Genomic DNA, 21,079 nt, shown 5'->3' on the forward strand with positions numbered 1-21,079 from the left:
CCTTTCTCTTTAAGCAGTCAGTTTATCCTACTGTACTTTATCGTAAACCGCTTATCGAAAGAATGGCTCGACCGGGCTATTTTCCCCCTTGTTTTTGTCCGATCTGTGTCAATCCGTGACGCACCGCATAAGCGGTCAACTGCACCCGGTTATCCAGCGCCAGCTTGGACAAAATGTTCTTGATATGGTTCTTGACCGTGTTCTCCGTAATAATCAGCGTCTCGGCGATCTGGCGGTTGCTCTGCCCGCTGGCGACGCAGCTCAGGATCTCGCATTCGCGATGGGAAAGCACGCCCGGCCCGATGTCGCTGGTCGTGGATTCGCCGGTCGACCGGAACGAATGGAACAGCCTGTCCGCCATGCCGCGGGAAATTTCGCTGTTCTCATCGAGCAAACCGCGCAAGTAGGCGATCCAGTCGTCGGGGTCCATGTTTTTGAGCAGGTACCCCTGCGCCCCATGCCTTACGGCCGTAAACAGATCGGCCACGTCGTCGGACACCGTAAGCATAACGATGCGGATGTGCGGATACAGCTGTTTAATCCGCTTGGTCGCTTCAAGGCCGCTCATTCCCGGCATCTGAATATCCATCAGCACCAGATCCGGCAGCAGCCGTCCACACAGCTCGACGGCCTCAGCGCCGCTGCGGGCTTCCCCTACCCATTCGAAGCCGGCCTCCCCGTCGATCAGCGAGCGGATGGCGCGGCGGGCTAACGGATGATCGTCGGCAATCAGCACCCGGTAATTCATCATCACAGCTTCACCTCCCGCAGCGGTCCGGTAACGATCAGCTCCAGCCCCTGCCCTTCCTGCGCCCGGATTTCAAGCTCCGCTCCCAGCTCCTGCGCCCGCTTGCGCATAATCGATACCCCGTACCGGTTCGGCCGCTGTCCGGCATCGCCCTCCATGCCTTTCCCGTCGTCGGCAATACGCAGTCTCCAGCTTCGCCCGTCCTCAGTCGGACCAAGCTCCACCTCTGCGTGATCTGCATACGAATGCTTGCGAATATTCGTGAATGCCTCACGGATAATGGAGAACAAGGGCACCTCCGCCGACGGCGATATCCCTTCCTCTGGAACCGTAATCCGGTGGTTGACGGCGATGCCGCTCATGCCGCTCCATTCCTCCAGCCATGTCCGCAGGCGCGAGCCGAAATCGGCCCCCTCCTCCGGTGCCGTCCGGAGGTTGAAGATCGCCTGCCGCAGATGGTGGTCGATTTCGGATACAGCTGAACGCGCCTCTTCGATCTGCCCTTTCTTTAGCTGCACGTTCAGGAAAAACAAAATTTGCGCGATATTATCATGCAGCTCCTGAGCTAGCCGCTCGCGCTCCTCGTATACCGCCCGCTTCGATTGCTCAACGGCCAGCTTTGCGTTCATAGCCTCGATGCGGTTGAACATCCAGTTGCCGAACAAGAACGACAGCAGCAGCGTAAGCAGCGTCATGTAGAAATTGCCCGTCTCCATGGACAGCACGTCCAGCAGAAAATCGTGACGTATATACTCGAATCCCCCAATGACCAGAGGTGGTAGCAGGATCGTCAATATTTTTAGCTTGCGCATCGACATAAAATTATTCCATCGCCTTTCTTCCTATATTAACCCGTCGCCGTTTCCGTATCCATTATATACCGATAAGTCGCAAGCTTCGAGACAAATTCGTCGAAATGTAAATCCGGATTAAATAAAAATAGTCCCAGACCAGTTCGAGTTCGTCACTGGCGGGGACCATTTTTCTCATTTATTTGCCGCTGAGTCCGTTGAACACTTTCTTTCGTCTTGTCCTCCCGGTATCAAATTTATTATTTGTAAAATCCTCCGCTTATCTTCCGTGTTCCTGCATTCAATTGTAGCGAGGATTGCCGCTGTAATCTCTTCGTCTTCTGTATCGGGAGTATTGAATCTAAAAAATTCATGTAACTCAACATCTAAAGCCTGTGCTATCTTTTCGAGGTTTCGCAGGGTTGATATTCCTTTCCCCGCGTTCCATACCTCCAATATAAACGTAGTGCAGGTCTGCTTTTTCTGCCAAAGCCTCTTGTGAAAGTCCATTGAACTTTCGAATCGCTTTTATTCTTGACCCCGTCTTCTGTAGAACATTCACAGTCGTCCACACCCCCTGTAAGTTAGTGTAGACAAAACATATAAGTCAGATAATAAGTATATATGTTTTATTAATTAAAAAAACTTATATGTTCTTATAATTCGGTAGAATTTGTTTAGTGATAAATCAAGAGGAGTGATCCCGGAAAGATGAAAAAAAGGATGATACCCCACTGGTATCGTTACTTAAAGCAAAGCAAAATTTTTCCTCGTTTCTTAGTTCATGTTTTTATCTTTGACTATCTGGTTTTAATTTTCTTCTCTGTGACCGAACTAGTGTCCTGAATACTACGTTAATTTTTCACGAAAATACCAGGGATACCCAAATCATCGGACTCTCTATGCAACGGAATGATCATACGTGGATGACTCCCAAAGTCCATTTCCACTCTTTTTTTGCTCATGCATATCCCTTGAGAAGATTTGTTTATATACTGTGCCAACAACTGTGCCAACAAATGGCGAATGTACGATGGAAATTTTTCACTTCTTGTAATGTAAAAAGAAAAATGATCACCGCTGGCTATTCTCAGGTTTTATTATTCTGTTTTCGGTCCCACCTTAATAGTCCATCGATGCCAACATCAAAGTAGAATACAGGCTGAAGAGGTTTAGATTATCTATCTTTCAAAATGAAGTAATCTTTATTGACATGAAGTGGTGCACGAATGTTTTGTACCCTGTTACTATCCTATAAAATTAGATTTATCAGGAAGGAAATAGAAAAATAACATAGAATCACTAGATATTATTAGCCTATTATTCCTTTAAATAAAGTCAACTTGTTACAAGGAGGCATGATAGATATGATTTATTTTGCTTAAGCACCATGTTTTTCAGAATTCTTTAAAAGGAGAAGAGTGACCTTGAAAAAAACAAAATATATTTTAACCTTATTTCTTTTGCTGCTGTCCTTTCTGTTTTCTTCGGCCTCCACATTTGCTAGTACTTCGATAAATCTAGGGCCCGATGTAACAACAAGCAAGTTTAACAATATCGATGCCGATCCAGGAATTGCTGTTGACCCCCAAGGGAATTTTTGGTTTATATACGCTGACGGATCCAGCGTTTGGCATGTTTTTAAAGGAACCAACATGGATAATTTGGTGGAGCAATACTCTTTTAATACACTTAATGCCGCGTCACATGGGTTCACTAGACCCAATGGAGACGATCGGTATTGGCTTAGCGGATTATGGATCGTACCTGAAAGCGGAAGATTTTACACGACCGTTCATGTTGAGTTTAATTACAACAGTTGGAGGAAACAGGGATATACAGGCTCCATTCAGCATTTCCGCCGAATTGGTGTTGCTTATTCCGATGACAAAGGACAAACCTGGAATTACCAAGGAGACATTATAACAAGTCAATATCCAACATACGCCGATCTCAATGCATATCCGGGAGAATCGTATTATTACGGAGTGGGAGATCATAAACTATTTGTTGATTTAGCGGGTGGATATTTTTATGTATACTATCAAACGGCTTGGCTATCCAAAAATCAGGATAACAGGCAATCGCAAATCAAAGTAGCAAGAAGCCCCATCGGCTCAGCAATGGCACCAGGGTCATGGAAAAAATTTTATAACGGCACATGGAGCGAATCGGGACTTGGTGGACTTGATAGCGTCGTTCTTCCGGGAAACGTAACCGATAGCGGAGTTGTTTTTTGGAATAGTTATTTGAATAAATACATGGCGATTATTAACGACGGCGGCGGAAATATAGCGACTGCAAGTGATCTCAATAAGCAAGACTGGGAGTGGAAAGGAAAGTTTGCTGACAGCAGCAGAATACAATGGTATAACTTTCCTGTAGATGCCAGCAACGCAAGGGATAGAATGAGCGTTGGAAAAGCCTTCAGATTGTATTCCGCTCAAAATAACTACGCTGGGACAGCTACTAAATATATGGATGTCGTTATTGACAGCAATGAAAGACCCCAAAAGTTTGATTCGAACGCATACTATAGAATCATTAACCAAAATAGTGGAAAAGCCTTAGAGCTTTTAAATGGCACCGGAGAAAATATCATACAATGGGATATTGGGGATAACAGCAAGTACTATCAAATGTGGAAAATAGAGGATCTGGGCAACGGTTTTTACAAAATAGCTAACCGCCAGAGCAATAAGGTTATGTCGGTAGCCGGCGGTTATAATAATAACTATGCTAACGGTAAAGAAATCATCGAGTGGCCGTTTGGAAGCTGGATTCTTGACCAGCAGTGGAACATTATGGATACAGGAAACGGACGCTACAGATTAATTAATAACAACAGTCAAAAATCAATGGGTGTTGCAGGGGGCTATCCCGCAAATTTAAATAATGGCAGGTATGCTATTCAATGGGATAGTGTATTTGGAGCAGCCGATCAAGAGTGGAGAATTGAAAAAGTTCCCAATTAACATCGTTGCTCAAACATAAACTTTCTTTAATGAATTCGTAAGATATTTAATAATCCCCGCCAGTCAAAAGTTGGTGGGGATTTGTCATATTATTTCGTCGCGGGCGTATACTCATTCACTTCATATGGCATAAGAGGCCGGGCCGGTATCTAATGTGATCACTAAAAATGCTCAGCGCCAGAAGCAGGCGTTACTAGTGCTTGCGGAGTCGCTGAAGCAGTATAATCCATACCTAAGTCTACAAAGGCATTACTTAGCGTCATGTTATCGACTTTTATAGGGATGCAACTTGGTATAGGTACTTAGATTGTTATCAGTCATATTTGTGTCTGTGCCTAATTTGTTTTAACCTCCAGAGCAAACTAAGCCAGTGGGGAAAGACTTAAAAGAGGAATAGTTCTATAAATCAATTTATCAAAATGATCGTGACATTCAAAAAAAGAGGAAAATCCCGCGGCTTTTGCTCCGCTCCCGGGATCGTCCTCTTTCCATTATAAAGCGTGTCTTTTAACTAAACGCCATGCCTTACTTTTTCGTAACAAGCTCCAAATCAACAGGGATCGAAGCTTCTACTTTCTCGCCTTTCGATACCTTCACGGCCGTTTTTACGGCCACATCGCCGATGGCTGCCGGCTTTTGCGCTACCGTCGCGGCCATTTTGCCTTCGTTTACGGCTTTCACCGCATCGTCGGTTGCGTCGAAGCCGACCACGACGATGTTTTTGCCGGAGGCTTGGATCGCTTGCAGCGCGCCCAGCGCCATTTCGTCGTTGTGGGCAAATACGGCTGCAACGTCCTTATTCCCTTGCAGGATGTTTTCCATAACGGACAGCCCTTTGGCGCGGTCGAAGTCGGCCGGCTGGGAAGCAACCGTTTTAACACCGTCTTTGCCGTCTACGGCATTGTGGAAGCCTTTGCCGCGGTCGCGGGCTGCCGAGGTTCCGGCGATGCCTTGCAGCTCGACGATGTTTCCTTTGCCGCCGATCGCTTTAAGAATGTAGTCGCCGGCCATTTGTCCGCCCTTGACGTTGTCGGATGCGATGTGCGAGACGACTTGACCGCCGTTCGCCGCGCGGTCGATCGTGATGACCGGGATGTTGGCTTTGTTAGCTGCCTCCACCGCCGTAATGACCGCCACGCTGTCCGTCGGGTTGATGAGGATGACGCTTACTTTTTTCTGGATCAGATCCTCGATGCCGCTGATTTGTTTCGAGGTGTCGTTCTGCGCGTCGACAACGACCAGATCGACTCCGGCTTCCTTCGCCGCTTTCTCGGCGCCTTCTTTCAACGTCACGAAGAACGGGTTATTGAGCGTGGAGATGGAAAGGCCGATCGTTGTTTTACCGGAAGCGGCGCCTCCCTCTTTCTTCGGCTCGGCCGTCTTCGCTCCGCCCTCCAGATTGGACTTGGTGGAGCAGCCGGCGGCTACCATGACGAATACCAGCAGGAGCGACAGAACCATGTACATTTTTTTCATGTTACTTTTCCCCTTTGCTTTTTTTATTTGGCGGCTTTGGAACGATCCAGCAGCACCGCAACCAGGATGACGGCGCCCTTCACGACCAGCTGATAAAAGGATGAAACGTTCAGCAGGTTCAGACCGTTGTCCAATACGCCTATGATCATGGCACCGATCAGCGTCCCCACCAGCCAGCCCCGTCCGCCGGATAAGCTGGTTCCTCCGAGAACAACCGCGGCAATCGCATCAAGCTCGTAAGAGGTGCCTGCCGTCGGCTGTGCGGAGTTGAGTCTGGAGGTGAGTATAATTCCGCTTAAAGCTGCCAATAATCCGCTTACCGAATAAACCATAATTTTGATTCTGGAAGTGTTGATTCCGGAAAGCCAAGTCGCTTCCTCATTGCTTCCCAGCGCATAGACGCGCCGCCCGAAGGTCGTATATTTCAATATAATGAACAGAATGATAAAGGTCAGGACCATCCAAACGATCGGCATCGGAATTTCGAGAAAATACCCTTTCCCGATGATGGCGAAATCTTCGTGCAGCCCCGTAATCGGCCGGCCCTGCGTATAGACGAGCGTTAAGCCGCGATAGACGGTCATGGTCGCCAAAGTGGCGATAAAGGGGGCGACCTTCCCTTTGGTGACCAGCAAGCCGTTGACGGCTCCGAACACCGCCCCGCAGCCGAGGCCGATCAGCACGGCCAGCCATGGATTCATGCCGGAGGCCATCATACCTGCCGTAAACGCGCTGGACAGCGCCAGAACCGCTCCGACGGAAAGGTCGATCCCTCCGGTCAGAATAACGAACGTCATCCCGAACGCAATCAAGGCGTTGATGGAAATTTGCCGAAGCACGTTGAAAATGTTGGTAACGGTCAAAAAGTCGCTATTGATCACCGATAAAACGACGACAATTAAGGCGAGTCCGAGCAGCGGACCCAGGCTGAACGCTTTGCCTGCCCGCTTACCGCCCGCTTTCGCTTCCGTTTGCATGATGCTTTCCTCCTCCTGTCGCGCAGTGCATAATTTTTTCCTGCGTGGCTTCCCCTCTGGCGAACTCTCCGGCAATCCGGCCCTCGTGCATCACCAGGATGCGGTCGCTCATGCCGAGAACCTCCGGGAGCTCCGACGAAATCATCAGGATAGCCACGCCTCGGGAGACCAATTGGTTCATCAAATCATAGATCTCCTTCTTCGCGCCGATGTCCACCCCGCGGGTCGGCTCGTCCAAAATAAACACCTGCGGATTCGTTTCGAGCCATTTGCCGATCACGACCTTCTGCTGATTTCCGCCGCTCAGGGAGCCGACCTTCTGCTCGCCGTTCGGGGTCTTGATCAGCAATTGCGAGATGAGCCGGTCCGAGATGCCGGTTTCTTTGCTGCGGCTGACAAACCCGAATGAGGAAACGTCCTTCAAATTAGGCAGCGAAATGTTATCCTTCACGGACAAGTTCAACAACAGCCCTTCGTCCTTGCGATCCTCTGTGACCAGCGCGATGCCCGCGCGGATCGCATCGACCGGCTTGCGGATAGCAACGGGCCGGCCGTCGACACGAATTTCTCCGTGGCGGGCTGGCGTCACCCCGAACAAGGCTTTGGCCAGCTCGGTCCGGCCGGCCCCCATCAGACCCGCGATGCCGACGATTTCCCCGCTGCGCACGGCAAAGGAAATGTCTTGCAGTTTGCCCGGCAGCGACAAGCCCTTGATCTCCAGCTTGGGCTCGCCGACGGCAACGTCGATTTTGGGAAAACGGTCTTTGATTTCCCGGCCTACCATCATTTTGACCAGCTTGTCGATATTCGTATCCGCTACGCGGTCCGTCCCTACCGTATGCCCATCTCTCATGACGGTGACCCGGTCGCAGATGCGGAAAATTTCCTCCATCCGGTGGGAGATGTAGATCATCCCGACACCCTTGGCTTTGAGCGATTCGATCACCGTAAAGAGCGCTTCGATCTCACGGTCGGTCAGCGCCGCCGTCGGCTCGTCGAGGACGAGAATTTCCGCATTCATGGAAAGCGCTTTAGCAATCTCGATCATTTGCTGCTGTCCGACGGATAGCTCGCCTGCGATGATGCCGGGATCGATGGACAAGCCGAGCTGGGATAAGAAGCGAACCGATTCCTGTCTCATTTTGCCCCAGTTGATCATCCCGCTCCGGCCGTAAGTAAATTCCCGCCCGAGAAAAATATTTTCCATCACCGTCAGATGCGGGATTAAGTTCAATTCCTGATGAATCATGGCGATGCCCAAACTTTGCGCCATGGAAGGGGAAGTGATCTCGCAAGGCGTCCCCTTCAGGATCACGGTTCCGCCGTCTCTGCGGTGAATGCCGCCGAGAATCTTCATGAGCGTGGATTTCCCCGCGCCGTTCTCCCCCATCAGCGCGTGCACTTCCCCGCCGGTCAGGTTGAACGTTACCTGATCCAGCACCCTGACGCCCGGGAAGCTCTTGCTGATGTCGTTCATTTCCAGCAGGTATGTCGTCATGACGGCCACTCCTTTCTTAAAAGATCACGCCGGCCTGCAGAACGATGTTTGCATATGGTGTAAATTCGCCTGTCCGAATAACCGCTTTCGCTTCGTGCGTAAGCCTTTTCAATTGCTCGTGACTGACCGTTCGAACCGGGATGCCCTTCATAACGGCTTCCAGCTCCCGCTTGAACTGCGGGCTGGCCCGCTCCATTTCGTCCGCGATGAACGAGGCCTCCACTTCCATTTCCTCGAGCACGATGGACAGCGTATCCAGCAGGGAAGGCATGCCCTGCTTCAAGGCCAGATCGATCCGCCGCACATGGGAGGGGATTGGCAGCCCGCTGTCGCAGATCACGATCGTATCCGTATGGCCCAATTTACTGATGACTTCGGAAATTTCGCTATTGATGATTCCGATTTTTTTCATGATGGTTTCCCCTTCGCTCGCCCGTTAAAATCGAGCACTTCCTGCAGCGTGGGCATCCCCGGTTGAGCCCCGAATTTCGTCACGGCAAGCGCCGAAACCTTGGCCGCGAACGATACGGCTTCCTCTAAGCTTTGCCCCAAAGCAATCGAATAAGCCAGCCCTGCGTTAAACGAATCGCCAGCCCCGGTCGTATCCACGACCTCCATGACATACCCGGGAACGTGGGTCAGCGTGCCCTCCTGCGCCATAAACGCGGAGCCTTCCGCGCCGAGCGTCGTAATTACGTGCCGGGCGCCCATGCCGGCCAACTCCCGCATCGCGGCTTCCAATTGGCTGCCTTCCGCGGAACGCCCGGTCAGCAAGGCCAGCTCCGTCCGGTTCGGGGTAATATAGTCGACGTTACGCAGCAATTCCTCCGGCAGCTTCTGTGCCGGGGCGGGGTTCAATACGACCGTGCGCCCGCACGCCTTCGCCACTTGAGCCGCATGCGCTACAGTATCCACGGGAATTTCCATCTGAAGCAGCACGATGTCCGCCGCAGCGATGACTTCCCGGCAAGCGTCGATATGCGCGGGGAGCAGCGTATGATTTGCGCCCGGCAGGACGACAATACTGTTATCTCCCTGACAAACGTAAATGCTGGCGACTCCCGTAGCCGCCTGCTCCGCGACCCGCACCGCGTTCGTATCAACGCTCTCGGCTTGCAGAGCGTGCAGCAGCTCTTGCCCGAAGCCGTCGGTACCGATCGCGCCGACCATCGTCACGGCCGCGCCCAGCCGAGCCGCAGCAACGGCCTGATTCGCGCCCTTTCCTCCGGGAAGAAAACGGATGCCGTGTCCGAGCATCGTCTCCCCTTGCTGCGGATACCGGTCCGCTTCGATAACAATATCCATATTCAAGCTTCCGATAACAACGATTTTAGGAGCTTGCATGTTCGTTCCTCCTTAAGGTCGACTCTCTGGGCACGAGCGCGACGTCCAGCTCGTACGTCTGATCCGCTTCCAGGGTGCCTTCGATTTTCTTGATCAAAATCCGCGAGACGAGCGCGCCCATCTCATAGATCGGCTGGGCGACCGTCGTCAGCTCCGGCTGCGTAATCTCCGTCATGCCGATGCCGTCAAAGCCGCATACCGCCACTTGCCCGGGCACTTGAACGCCCATCCGGTGAAGCGCCTTGAGTGCGCCTACCGCCATAAGGTCGTTCCCGGCAAAAATGGCGTCCACATCGGGATGACGCTCCATCAGCAGCTCCGTCGCCCGGATTCCGCCTTCGATCCGGAAGTCTCCATGAATCATAAACGTCGGCGAATACCAGTCCAAATGCTTCACGGACTCCTCGTATCCGGCCAGCCGCTCCTTGGCCGTAATGAATTCCTGCGGGCCATAGATGTGGGCGATTTTCCGACAGCCCATGCTCAGAAGATGCTCGACAGCCAGCTTCGCGCCTTCCCGGTTTTTGGAGCGGACCACGCTGCACGACTGCTTCGGCGGCACCCGGTCGAGGCAGACGACGGGGATGCCTTTCTTGGTCATCTGCTCGACATCGGCGGAATCCAGCGTATTGGAAGCAAAAATAATGCCGTCGATATATTTTTTCTTCAATACTTCAATATAGGACTTCTCCTTGACCCCTTCGTCGTCGGAGTTGCACAAAATGACCGTATACCCGTACATCGAGGCTACATCCTCGACGGCCCGGGCCAGCTCCGGGAAGAAGGGGTTAGAAATATCGGGAAGAATTAAGGCAATGGTGTTCGTCTTCTTTCCGGCCAATCCCCGGGCCACCGCATTCGGCTCGTAGTTCAGCGCTTCGATGGCCTTTTTGATCTTCTGCTCCGTTTCCACATTCACATAGCCGCTTTTGTTTAAGTACCGGGAAATCGTCGCAACGGACACGCCAGCCAGCTTGGCTACATCCCGAATGGTTGCCATACTTCTTCACCCCTACTATGTGGTACCGGTTACATATGGATTAAAAAAAATTTCCGATGATGCCATTGCATTTTATAAGTAATAAAATTCTCACATGATCAAGTATGTGGTACCGGTTACACATAAAATATAGCACTCTGCGGGAAAGGAATCAACCTCTTTTTTGTGACAGATTGCCGAACGGCCTGCCAAGCTCTTCTGATGCTGCACGGCAGCAATAAGCGGCGCCCCGCTCTACGCGGAAACGCCGCTTATACTCTTCCTTGCAGGTATCGATGGAGTCTGGCGCGTGATTCTCAGTCCACCCGTCAGGTTAGCTTCTCGATATAAAGCGATGCGCTTACTACCGGCGTGCCGCCTCCGATGGTGCTTTGCAGGGTCAGAGCCCCTGTGTTGTCAATCCGGTTCAACGTCAGTACGCCGCCGGCCGTTAAGTTAGTGACGACCTGCCCCGTGTAAGGCTGGTTTCCTGCGTTGGTGCCATAGTTACTGCACAGGACCAGGGTTGCCGGAGCCGGACCCGCGCCGTCCGGATCAAAGAACAATCCGAACGCGTTATTGCCCGGTGTCGGGAACACTTCCCAGTTGATGTGATAAATGCCGGTTTCGAGAATGTTAATTGTGGAGGTCGGGGTAAAACTGACCGCCGTGCCATTGACAAGAGAACTATTGAACGAGACGACCCCGCCTTGCCCACCCGGGGTTGGCGCTGCGGCAATGGTTTGGTCTACCGTACTGCACAGAAAAGCAAATGAGGTGATCCTAGCCGGACCTTGCGGTCCTTGTGGTCCTTGTGGTCCTTGCGGTCCTTGTGGACCCTGCGGTCCTGGAGGGCCTGGAGGGCCCGGTATTCTACCCATATGTGTTCACTCTCCTTTTTGATTTCACAACCAATGTACTCACCGCATCCGCCTTTAGACAGGGCGAGCGCCCATATCATCCCGATTTTTTTTTGCTGTCTCCTGCACATGCCTGTTTTCTATCCAATTGTATTGTTGTCCATGCATTTTCAATGCGGCTACATACCTTGTTTACAACTCACTTTATAGCGATAAAGGAGAGCGCGTATGAAGAAAAAAAGCCGTACTGTCAAAACCTTCGGCATCATGGTCGCGAACCCCAAGCAGAGGAAGTATGTTCTAAGAAAATATCTTGCCTGCAAAGCGGCCCATATGAGGCTATTCTGTTTCACGCCGTCCGAGATTGATTGGAAACGGAAAAGCATCCTCGGCCTTCATCATTCGAACTGGAAGTGGGTACAGCACCGGTTTCCTTTCCCCGAAGTGGTATATAACCGCTGCTACACGACGAAAAAGGCAACCCTCCAAAGGCTCGAGGCCGCCATCGGAAGCAACAAATGCTTCAACCAGCAAAACCGGTTCGACAAATACGAGATCTATAAGCTACTAAGCCAACCGCTCGCTCCGTATTTGCCCGAAACCGTTCTTTACGACCGGGAGACCGTCGCACAGCTGCTGGGAACTCATAAAGTGCTCTATGTAAAGCCTTGCTGCGGATATCAAGGGAAAGGGGTACACCGTGTAGAAGCGAAAGAGTCTGGGGAAATTCACATTAGCAAGCATTATTTTTTGCCGCAATTTATTACTGCAGACGTTCCGCAATGCCAAACAAAGCTAGACAAACTTCTCGGGTCCACCCGTTACCTCATCCAGCAAGGGGTCGATTTGCAGCAATGGAATGAACAAGTTTTCGATATCCGGGCGCTTGTTCAAAAAGACGAGTCGGGCGTATGGTCAGTAACGAACATCGTCAGTCGGGTCGCTCACAAAGGCTGCTTTAATACGAGCATGTGCGCCCAAATTTGTTTGTCCGAAGAAGTGCTTCGCCATTTGTACCCGCAGGAGAAGGCTGACGCCTTCCTTCAATCGATACGCGAAATCAGTCTAAGAGCCGCGGAAACCGTAGAGTCGGGCACCGGCCTGCATCTGGGCGAGCTTAGCGTCGATTTTGCGTTGGACAACGACGAGCGGCTGTGGATCATCGAAGTTAACGGAAAGCCGCAGAAAGAGATCTATGACCAGTTCTCCGGCCAAGACGCGGTTTATAAGCGTCCGCTGCAATATGCAGCCTATTTGCATACCCATTAACCATTTCATTGGTCCAGTATATGGGTAAAAGCTTGGCAAGGTTATACGCCTGTTCTGTTCTGTACGACGAAAATTTTTCCGGCTACACCGGCGGCCTGTCATCCATCGATGGCAGGTTTTCATTTGTGCGAAAATTAGGGTCTCTACAAAATTATTCCGGCTGGGACATCCGTCGTGCCGATGAAGAGGCCCATCCCATATGTTAGTACATACGAATACACAAACCTGACAAACTTTGTTCTCAAGGAGAGATCGCGGAATGAAAATCTTGATATGGAGCTACATGTTCTCCATCGGAGGCGGGGGCAGGCTGCTGACGAATTTGGCGACGGCGCTTGCCCGGCAGCCTTCCGTGCAATTTGTCCGGGTCGTCCTGTCGGCTCAGACCGGTTTTAAGGACAGAATCAACGCGCAGCAGCATCCCAAAGTTAGCGTTGTATACTGCGAAGAGGACATTAGGAACACCCCGAATCATCCGTACATTGCCGATTGCGACGTCGTGTACGTATTTTGGCCGCACGGCCCGGCATTCGTCGACTTTCACAAGCCCACCGTCATTACGTTTCACGATGCCACCATCTTCGATTACGTGCCGCCGTTCACGCCGGGATCGGTCGTTCGCGAGCATTGGGACAAAGCTAAGGTCTGGCTGGAAAGAAGCACACATGTCGTCGTTTCCTCCGAATATGTGAAGTCGCGACTCGTCGCACATTTCGGTCCGGCCTGCCAACCGACCTTCCTGATTCCGCATGCGATTTCGCCGTCCAAAGTTTTCGAGAATCCGGCGCTGGACTCCGCACTCGCCAAGAGCTACCCGTTTCCCTACTTCATTTATCCGGCCAACACCTCTCCGCACAAAAACCACTACAATCTGCTGCTCGCCTACTCGCGCTTTTCCCGCCGCAGCCAGCACCCGCTTCTTCTGATCGGCTACAATACGGAGATGCTAAGGAGCGTTCCGCCCCACTGGCCGGAGCTGGCTTCGATTCCGACCTTGGTCTCGCTAATCAAAAGATTAGGGCTCCAAATCGATAAAGATGTCTTCCCGCTCGGGCTGGTGCTGGATCAGTTGGTCGCTCCGTTAATCAGGAACGCCTACGCCCTGATTATGCCAAGCCTTGCCGAGGGAGGAGGCAGCTATCCGGTGGAGGAGGCGCTCAGCATGGGAACGCCGGTCTTATGCTCGGACATCCCGGTCATGCGAGAGCATCTGGTGCGGCGGAGCGCGGAGGTGGCCTGGTTTAACCCCGAGTCGCCGGACGATATGACCCGCGCTATGGAGAGCCTAGCCGACAACTACGCGCGCTACAAGCAATCCACTGTCCTGGGCATGAACGACCCGACGATCTCCTGGGACGATATTGCCAAACATTACATCTCCGTATTTCAATCCGCCCATTTCCTTTATCGGGGGTTTTACTTGTAATTTGTACGATTGTACGGGGGACAGTCGACGTTCCGATGAACCGGCCCGCCCCAATATATTAATCGGAGGCGGAATGATCAACTGCATAAGGAGGATGAGACCGATGAAAATCATGATCATGGCTGGCGGACAAGGAACGAGATTTTGGCCGCGCAGCGTCAAATCGAAGCCTAAGCAATTCCTCTCCCTAACCTCCGAAGAAACCATGCTGCAGCAAACGTACCGCAGATTTCTCCAGTATGTGCCGGGCACGTCCATCTATGTCGTGACGACAAAGCAATACGCCAGCATTGTTCACGAGCAGCTTCCCGAGCTGAAGCAGGAACACCTCATTATGGAACCCGAACCGAAGGATACGGCTCCTTGCATCGCTTTGTCGGCGCTGCATTTTTTGCAAAAAGGGGAAGACGAGGTTCTGGTGACGACCCCGTCCGACCAATACATCCCGGAAGGAAACAGCTTGTGGGAAGCGCTGAAGCAAGCGGAGATCGTTGCCGGATCGGGCCATTCGATCGTTACCTTGGGGATCGCGCCGACCCGGCCGGAAACCGGATACGGCTATATCGTGACGGAAGAGCCGACGGCAGAGGGGCAGGCGGTTGCGGCGAAAGCCTTTATCGAGAAGCCCCCCCTGGAGCGGGCCAAGCAATTGATCGAGCAGAAGAACGTGTACTGGAACAGCGGCATTTTCATTTGGAAGCCTTCGACCATCGCCCACTACATGAGCCGCAGCCAAAAGGACATGTGGACGCTGCTCGAAGGATGCGGCGGGCAGTGGGAAGACGTCTATTCGCGCTTGCCCAAAATATCCGTGGATTACGCCATCTTGGAGAAAGCTTCGTTGATCTATACGATCCCCGTTCATTTCGAATGGGATGATATCGGCTCCTGGACCTCGCTGGAACGCGTGCATCAACCGGATGACCAAGGAAACATCGTGATGGGAGACGCCTCTCCTCTCTATACGAGCAACAGCATCGTCTATACGGAGAACCTGAAGACCGTCGTCATCGGAGTCAAAGATTTGATCATCGTCACGACCCCCGACGGCCTGCTCGTATGCGACAAAGCCCACGAGCAGCATATCAAGGACGCACAGAAATTTATGTAACGTTAAAGGAGGAGAACAAACTTATGAAGGTGCTTATTACCGGGATTTCCGGCTTTGTCGGCAGCCATATGGCGGAGTATCTGCTGCAGGAGCATGATGTCGTAGGAACGATCCGCCAGCGAAGCCGACTGGATCACATCAAGCATTTAAAGGATCTTCAATTGGTCGAATTGGTCGAATGCGAGCTGCGCGATCCTTTTTCCGTCGAAGCCATGATCGCCAGCGTGAAGCCGGACCGGATCTTTCATCTGGCTGCCCAAAGCTTCGTGCCAACCTCCTGGAACTCTCCGGTAGACACGATCTACAATAACGCCGCCAGCCAAATCAACATCATGGAAGCCGTCCGGCGGATCAAGCCCGACTGCAAAATCCAAATCGCCTGCTCCAGCGAGGAATACGGTCACGTCGAAGCCTACGAGGTGCCTATCAAGGAAACGAACCCGCTTCGGCCGCTCAGCCCGTATGCCGTCAGCAAAGTGACGCAGGAGTTTTTGGGCTATCAATATTACAAAAGCTACGGCCTGAACACCGTCATCACCCGGACCTTCAATCACACGGGACCGCGTCGGGGTGAAAACTTCGTCACTTCGAACTTCTCCAAGCAAATCGCCGATATCGAAAAAGGCAAACAGCCCCCCGTGCTTTATGTCGGGAATCTGCAAGCCAAGCGGGACTTTACGGACGTCCGGGATGTCGTGCGCGCGTATTGGCTGGCGCTGGAGAAAGGCGTGCCCGGGGAAACGTACAACATCGCTTCCGGCTCCTGCATCACGATCGATGAAATGCTCCAGAAGCTGCTTGCGCTCAGCAAGACAAAAATCGAGGTCAAGGTCGATCCGGCCCGTCTGCGTCCGTCAGATGTGGAAATATTGCTGGGGGATTATCGGAAATTCCATGAGACGACGGGGTGGAAACCGGAAATTCCATTGGACCGCACGCTCAAAGACCTTCTGAATTATTGGCGCTCCTTCCCGTAAGGGGCAGCCAACAGATCCAATCCAGTCTGGAGATGAAAGACATGCGAAAGAAGAAAACCCGACGCGCTTCGGGCCCTCGGGGCTACAAGCGGGCTTCATCCAAAGCCTCCAAGAAGCCGAAGCGCAAAAAGGCGCCGCAAGCTGCCGGGAAACGGGGCCGGAGAAGCCGTGCAGGTCTTCGTCAGCATCGAAAAGTCGCGAGCCGCAAGCGAAAAAAGCGGCTCTCATCCTTGCGTGCCCGCCGGCCTAAGGGGACCAAAGCCGTTCCTCCTTCCCCGTCCGCTGCAGCTCCTCCCGCCGCCGGGGTGAATTTGGTCGGCTTAATCCGCGCGGAGACCGGCATCGGCGAATCCGGCCGGTTAGCTGCCCGGGCGCTGCAGACGACGAGGATTCCGTTCGGGATATTGAACTGTCCCGTATACGGAGACTACCGCAACGAAGATATGACGTGGGCGCATAAAGAAATGCAGGGCCCCGCCTATAACGTGAACATTTTCCACGTCAACGGGAACACGCTGAAGCATGTCGTCGACCACTTTGGCGCTTCCCTTCTGCACGGGCGCTACAATATCGGCTACTGGCATTGGGAGCTTCCGGAGCTTCCCGATTTTTACGCCGACGGCTTCCGGTTCCTGCAGGAGGTGTGGGCGCCCTCGGTCTATGTGGCGGCCAATATTGCCAAAAGGTCTCCGGTTCCCGTCATCCATATCCCGCACGGCATCGAAGTAGCTTACAATGCGGCGATGAACCGGGCCTACTTTGGCTTGCCGGACAATCGCTTTCTGTTCTGCTCCATGTACGACACGCAGAGCTTTCAGGAACGGAAAAATCCGCTTGCCGTCATTGAGGCGTTCAAGGCGGCTTTCGAAAGGGACGATCCGTCGGCCGGTCTCCTCGTCAAAGTGAACAATGCGAGAGTGAAGCCGGAAGATATGGCCCTGCTGCATCGCGTAGTTGACGGCTTCCCTCAAATTATCATTATGGACCGCACGCTTGCGCGTCATGAAGTGAACGCCCTGATCGCCTGCACCGACAGCTTCGTCTCGCTGCACCGCGCCGAAGGCTTCGGCCTCGGCTTGGCGGAAGCCATGTATCTGGGCAAGCCGGTTATCGGCACAGACTGGTCGGGGAATACGGATTTCATGACTCCGGAAAACTCGTGTACGGTCGGGTACAAACTTGTACAAGTAGGAACAGACCACGGACCTTACGGCGCCCATCAAGTATGGGCCGATCCCGACATCGGCCAGGCGGCCAGACATATGCGCAATCTGGTCCGACATCCCGATTGGCGAAGCCAGGTCGCTGCTGCCGGACAGCAGACGATCCGCACCCGGTATTCCCCCTCTGCCGTCGGCCGTTTGATCGAGCAGCGCCTGGCCCATCTCAGCTTGCTGTAACGGCAAGAAAATTTATGGTAAGGGAGGTTTGTCGCATGGACATTATTAACTTAAGATTGAGCAGCGCCCACTTTGCGGAAAAGCTAAAGCAAGCGCCGGCGCTCCGCTTTACGGACATTTTGCGCAATCTGCTGCTGCTGGAAGGCGCGGAGTTCATCTGGGAACTGTACCGGCAGTTGTTTTTCCGGGATGCCGATCCGGAAGGCTTTCAATCGCATTTGAACGGGCTGAACGCTGGCGTACCGAAAACCAGCTTCCTGATCTATTTCCTGCAAAGCGGTGAAGCCGAACGTCTGTACAGCCCATCCCAATCGCCGGCGAAATATCCCCATACGACGTTCATCGGTATTTTTCACCGGATTAATCATGTGACCGATGTGGAATTCGTGTACTGCTTATATCAAGACTTGCTGCTGCGCCAGCCCGATCTGCCGGGACTTCACAGCCATATTCACCATCTCTCGCTCGGCTTGTCCCGGGTCCGGCTGCTCTGCAGCTTTATCGAATCCGGAGAGTTTCGGGAGAAAATACATGCGGTACCCGCGCTAGCTGCGCCGCTGCCGCCCCATGCGCCATCCTTTAAGCATATCGGCATATTTCTCGGGTATCAGCCAAAGATTCATCTGGATGGGGAAGGCATCGGGCGCTTTGTCGTCCGACTGACGGAAGGCTTGCTGTTGAACGCTCCGGACGTCATGATCCACGTGGCCACGACGGAGCATAATTTTGAGGAAGTGGAGAAATTGTTCCAAGCCTTCGCCTCGCTCTATCCGAACCGGCTGTTTATGCATCATTTTTCAAGCGTCCCCTGGTTGAACCAACATCTCCCGGTTGATGTCTGGTGCGTGCCTTATGTAGGGATGGATATGGCCTTGCAGCTTGAGCGTCCGGTTGTTTTATGCATTCACGACCTCGTGTACACGCATTTTCGGGAGCTGTACGTGCGCAAGCATCCGGAATTGGTTCAAGGCTTGGACGCAATCGTTCATGCCATGGCGAACAAAGCGGTTAAAGTGGTCTTCAACTCGGCCTACGTTCAAAATTATGACGGTCTCGGTTACTTGCAGCTCCCGCTTCATAAAACGCAGGTAATCCGATTGGCCGCCCCAGTGGAGGAATACCGCAATCTGGGATTGTTGGCCGAAGGAGCTTTTCGCAGCAAGCATCAATTGTACGGGGAGTACCTCGTGTTCCCTTCCATCATCCGGGCGCATAAAAATCACGACCGGCTGCTGGAGGCTTTTCTGAATTACAGGCAGTCCCCCGAAGGCCGGGCTTCCAAGCTGAAGCTCGTTCTGACGGATCATTACCACCACAGACCGCTGGAACACGAAATCGCCGACGTGCTGGGACGGTGCCGGGATCATGAAGCTTTGAACAGCATCGTGTACTTAAGACTCCCGTCCGGCGATATGCCTTCGCTGTATAAGTATGCAGCGGGAACGATCGTGCCTACGCTTTTCGAAGGAAGCTGCCCCTTCCCGATTCTCGAGTCTTTGACCGTCGATACGCCGGTAGCGATCAGCCGGATCGAGGTCGCCAGAGAAGTGATCAGCGATATGAACGCCTTCGTGACGTTCGATCCTTACTCAGTGCCCGAGATGACCGCCGCCATCGCGCAGCTTTACCAAAACCGCCGTTCCTTGGTTGTCCAAGAGAAAGCCGCCATCCGGGGAACGCTGCAGCGTACGTGGTCCAATGTGGCGCAGGAATATTACGGGTTATTTCAAAGCCTCATTCAGCGGTGATCGGAATCGGCTGAAGGCAAGGAGGTAGATTCCGTATGACGGGGGTACGGAAAGTGGTCGTTATCGGCGGCGGAGGGCATGCCAAAGTCGTCATCGATATTCTGAAGTCCGATCCTACGGTAAGCTTGGCAGGCTGCACAACCAAAGCGCCGGGTACCGAAGTGTCGGGCATTCCTATCCTCGGCGACGATTCCGTGCTGCCGCGCCTGTACGAGGAGGGCGTCCGGCACGCCTTCGTCGCCATCGGAGACAACCGGTTGCGCGAGAAGCTGTGCCGGCAGACGGCCGAGGCCGGCTTCGGGCTCGTCAATGCCATTAGCCCGCGCGCTTATATCGCCGAATCGGCAACGCTCGGAAGCGGAATTGCCGTGATGGCCGGCGCCGTGATTCACGCGGAAGCGCATATCGGCGATTACGCCGTCATCAATACGAACGCATCGGTCGATCACGAATGCCGGATCGGCACCGCATGCCATATCGCGCCGGGGTCGACCTTGTCCGGGAACGTGACGGTCGGAACCGGCACCTTCCTCGGCACGGGAACGAAGGTGATCGACGGCATCCGGATCGGAGCATGGTCCGTCGTCGGAGCCGGAGCGGCCGTTGTCTGCGACCTACCGGACGATTGTACGGCCGTCGGCGTTCCGGCGCGGGTCATAAAGCAGAAAAACTAAGGTAAAGACGCCTTCTATCCCATGCAGGATGAGGCGTCTTTTGGCGTAAGGTATTTTCCACTTGGATTTTTTTCAATCCGTCAGGTTACATTATACTTCGTGACTACATTGAAAGTAGTTGAATTCCATTACGTTTTCATTCGCGCCGCGGCTGTACCAACCTTTATGCAACAGGTTTATGCAATGGTATGACAAGGGAGCGTTTATACGTAACGAGGAGCAGAATACGCAATTGTTTCAACGCCATGATTATAACTGCACGGTTCTCGAACGGTTCCTCAAATGCTTTTTCTATCACGAGCTATTTTTTTCGGCCAAGCCCAAACTCAAAATAAAACCTCACCGGAATAGGTGAGGTCAAGCCTATTATCGGAATTACCGAAAACCTCGTACGCCTTGCAATACGTTTCTGCGGCCTCCGTTGCGTCTTGCCACGGCATAGGCGACAGCTCCGCCTGCCGCTAACGCCAGAATCGACATCGTTGTCCAGCTTCCAAACATTTTTCCATTCATGATTGATATGATTGCTCCTTAAGACCATGATGGGTTAATGCCCCTAACCATGAGTAGTTTACGATGGATTCAACAAAATCATTCGGTCAATATTTGGGTTCGTGAGACATAAGGATCGCAATAGTATCGATAATAGTCTAGCGGAATTTAAGTATATTCAGATATTTGCCACGTCCGAATCTTATTTATAGATCATAGAATAAATAGACCAACGCGAGAGAGGAGGAGAGCAAATGAGTAGAGTGGAACAAACCGTCAGTCATAGCGGCAACTCGCATGTGACGGTTATCGTAGATACCACCCCTATCGCCTA

Annotated in this window: 19 protein-coding genes; 8 read left to right on the top strand and 11 right to left on the bottom strand. The window is 52.6% G+C overall.

Annotated elements, in window-relative coordinates:
* Nucleotides 1–76 precede the first annotated feature (76 nt).
* The 3 genes from QMG93_RS13545 to QMG93_RS35380 form a co-directional block, all read right to left on the bottom strand.
* Nucleotides 77–751, bottom strand: coding sequence for a response regulator (locus tag QMG93_RS13545; RefSeq protein WP_281937269.1), 675 nt, complete (start codon nucleotides 749–751; stop codon nucleotides 77–79).
* The gene (locus QMG93_RS13550; protein WP_281937218.1) at nucleotides 751–1,566 is read right to left on the bottom strand and encodes a sensor histidine kinase; all 816 of its coding nucleotides are present in this window, start codon (nucleotides 1,564–1,566) and stop codon (nucleotides 751–753) included. The genes QMG93_RS13545 and QMG93_RS13550 overlap by 1 nt, the downstream gene beginning before the upstream one ends.
* A 352-nt stretch (nucleotides 1,567–1,918) precedes the next feature.
* Nucleotides 1,919–2,113, bottom strand: coding sequence for a helix-turn-helix domain-containing protein (locus QMG93_RS35380; protein WP_413789293.1), 195 nt, complete (start codon nucleotides 2,111–2,113; stop codon nucleotides 1,919–1,921).
* A gap of 853 nt (nucleotides 2,114–2,966) precedes the next feature.
* Here QMG93_RS35380 and QMG93_RS13555 point away from each other — a divergent pair.
* A complete protein-coding gene (locus QMG93_RS13555; RefSeq protein ID WP_281937220.1) occupies nucleotides 2,967–4,514 on the top strand; it encodes an RICIN domain-containing protein in 1,548 nt (515 codons plus the stop codon).
* 525 nt (nucleotides 4,515–5,039) lie between these two features.
* On the opposite strand, the gene rbsB is transcribed toward QMG93_RS13555, so the two are convergent.
* From rbsB to QMG93_RS13590, 7 genes are all read right to left on the bottom strand, one after another.
* Nucleotides 5,040–5,990, bottom strand: a complete 951-nt coding sequence (gene rbsB, locus QMG93_RS13560) for a ribose ABC transporter substrate-binding protein RbsB (protein ID WP_281937222.1) — start codon at nucleotides 5,988–5,990, stop codon at nucleotides 5,040–5,042.
* A gap of 23 nt (nucleotides 5,991–6,013) precedes the next feature.
* Complete coding sequence (locus QMG93_RS13565) at nucleotides 6,014–6,967, bottom strand: ABC transporter permease (RefSeq protein WP_281937224.1); 954 nt, start codon at nucleotides 6,965–6,967, stop codon at nucleotides 6,014–6,016.
* Entirely contained in the window at nucleotides 6,939–8,465 is a 1,527-nt protein-coding gene (locus tag QMG93_RS13570) for a sugar ABC transporter ATP-binding protein (RefSeq protein ID WP_281937226.1), read from the bottom strand. Before QMG93_RS13570 ends, QMG93_RS13565 begins: the two co-directional genes overlap by 29 nt.
* 16 nt (nucleotides 8,466–8,481) lie before the next feature.
* Nucleotides 8,482–8,877, bottom strand: a complete 396-nt coding sequence (rbsD, locus tag QMG93_RS13575; protein ID WP_251601234.1) for a D-ribose pyranase — start codon at nucleotides 8,875–8,877, stop codon at nucleotides 8,482–8,484.
* Nucleotides 8,874–9,809 carry a ribokinase gene (gene rbsK, locus QMG93_RS13580; RefSeq protein WP_281937231.1) on the bottom strand — a complete coding sequence of 312 codons (936 nt, stop codon included), beginning with the start codon at nucleotides 9,807–9,809 and terminating at the stop codon, nucleotides 8,874–8,876. The genes rbsD and rbsK overlap by 4 nt, the downstream gene beginning before the upstream one ends.
* Nucleotides 9,796–10,809, bottom strand: a complete 1,014-nt coding sequence (locus QMG93_RS13585; RefSeq protein WP_281937233.1) for a LacI family DNA-binding transcriptional regulator — start codon at nucleotides 10,807–10,809, stop codon at nucleotides 9,796–9,798. Before QMG93_RS13585 ends, rbsK begins: the two co-directional genes overlap by 14 nt.
* 308 nt (nucleotides 10,810–11,117) lie before the next feature.
* Nucleotides 11,118–11,669, bottom strand: a complete 552-nt coding sequence (locus tag QMG93_RS13590) for a collagen-like protein (protein WP_281937235.1) — start codon at nucleotides 11,667–11,669, stop codon at nucleotides 11,118–11,120.
* Nucleotides 11,670–11,876: 207 nt separating this feature from the next.
* Here QMG93_RS13590 and QMG93_RS13595 point away from each other — a divergent pair, with 207 nt between their 5' ends.
* From QMG93_RS13595 to QMG93_RS13625, 7 genes are all read left to right on the top strand, one after another.
* The gene (locus QMG93_RS13595; RefSeq protein ID WP_281937237.1) at nucleotides 11,877–12,917 is read left to right on the top strand and encodes a YheC/YheD family protein; all 1,041 of its coding nucleotides are present in this window, start codon (nucleotides 11,877–11,879) and stop codon (nucleotides 12,915–12,917) included.
* Nucleotides 12,918–13,176: 259 nt separating this feature from the next.
* The gene (locus tag QMG93_RS13600; protein ID WP_281937239.1) at nucleotides 13,177–14,343 is read left to right on the top strand and encodes a glycosyltransferase family 4 protein; all 1,167 of its coding nucleotides are present in this window, start codon (nucleotides 13,177–13,179) and stop codon (nucleotides 14,341–14,343) included.
* Between the two features lie 103 nt (nucleotides 14,344–14,446).
* The gene (locus QMG93_RS13605) at nucleotides 14,447–15,454 is read left to right on the top strand and encodes a mannose-1-phosphate guanylyltransferase (RefSeq protein WP_281937241.1); all 1,008 of its coding nucleotides are present in this window, start codon (nucleotides 14,447–14,449) and stop codon (nucleotides 15,452–15,454) included.
* Nucleotides 15,455–15,477: 23 nt separating this feature from the next.
* The gene (locus QMG93_RS13610) at nucleotides 15,478–16,431 is read left to right on the top strand and encodes a GDP-mannose 4,6-dehydratase (RefSeq protein ID WP_281937243.1); all 954 of its coding nucleotides are present in this window, start codon (nucleotides 15,478–15,480) and stop codon (nucleotides 16,429–16,431) included.
* A 41-nt stretch (nucleotides 16,432–16,472) separates the two neighbouring features.
* A complete protein-coding gene (locus QMG93_RS13615; protein ID WP_281937245.1) occupies nucleotides 16,473–17,831 on the top strand; it encodes a glycosyltransferase family 4 protein in 1,359 nt (452 codons plus the stop codon).
* A gap of 35 nt (nucleotides 17,832–17,866) precedes the next feature.
* Nucleotides 17,867–19,579 carry a DUF4214 domain-containing protein gene (locus tag QMG93_RS13620; RefSeq protein WP_281937247.1) on the top strand — a complete coding sequence of 571 codons (1,713 nt, stop codon included), beginning with the start codon at nucleotides 17,867–17,869 and terminating at the stop codon, nucleotides 19,577–19,579.
* Between the two features lie 35 nt (nucleotides 19,580–19,614).
* Complete coding sequence (locus tag QMG93_RS13625) at nucleotides 19,615–20,253, top strand: acetyltransferase (protein WP_281937248.1); 639 nt, start codon at nucleotides 19,615–19,617, stop codon at nucleotides 20,251–20,253.
* A gap of 375 nt (nucleotides 20,254–20,628) precedes the next feature.
* On the opposite strand, the gene QMG93_RS13630 is transcribed toward QMG93_RS13625, so the two are convergent.
* Nucleotides 20,629–20,766, bottom strand: coding sequence for a hypothetical protein (locus QMG93_RS13630; RefSeq protein ID WP_281937250.1), 138 nt, complete (start codon nucleotides 20,764–20,766; stop codon nucleotides 20,629–20,631).
* Between the last annotated feature and the right edge of the window lie 313 nt (nucleotides 20,767–21,079).

This window comes from Paenibacillus tyrphae, from assembly GCF_027925525.1.
In the GTDB taxonomy this organism is placed as follows: domain Bacteria; phylum Bacillota; class Bacilli; order Paenibacillales; family NBRC-103111; genus Paenibacillus_G; species Paenibacillus_G tyrfis_B.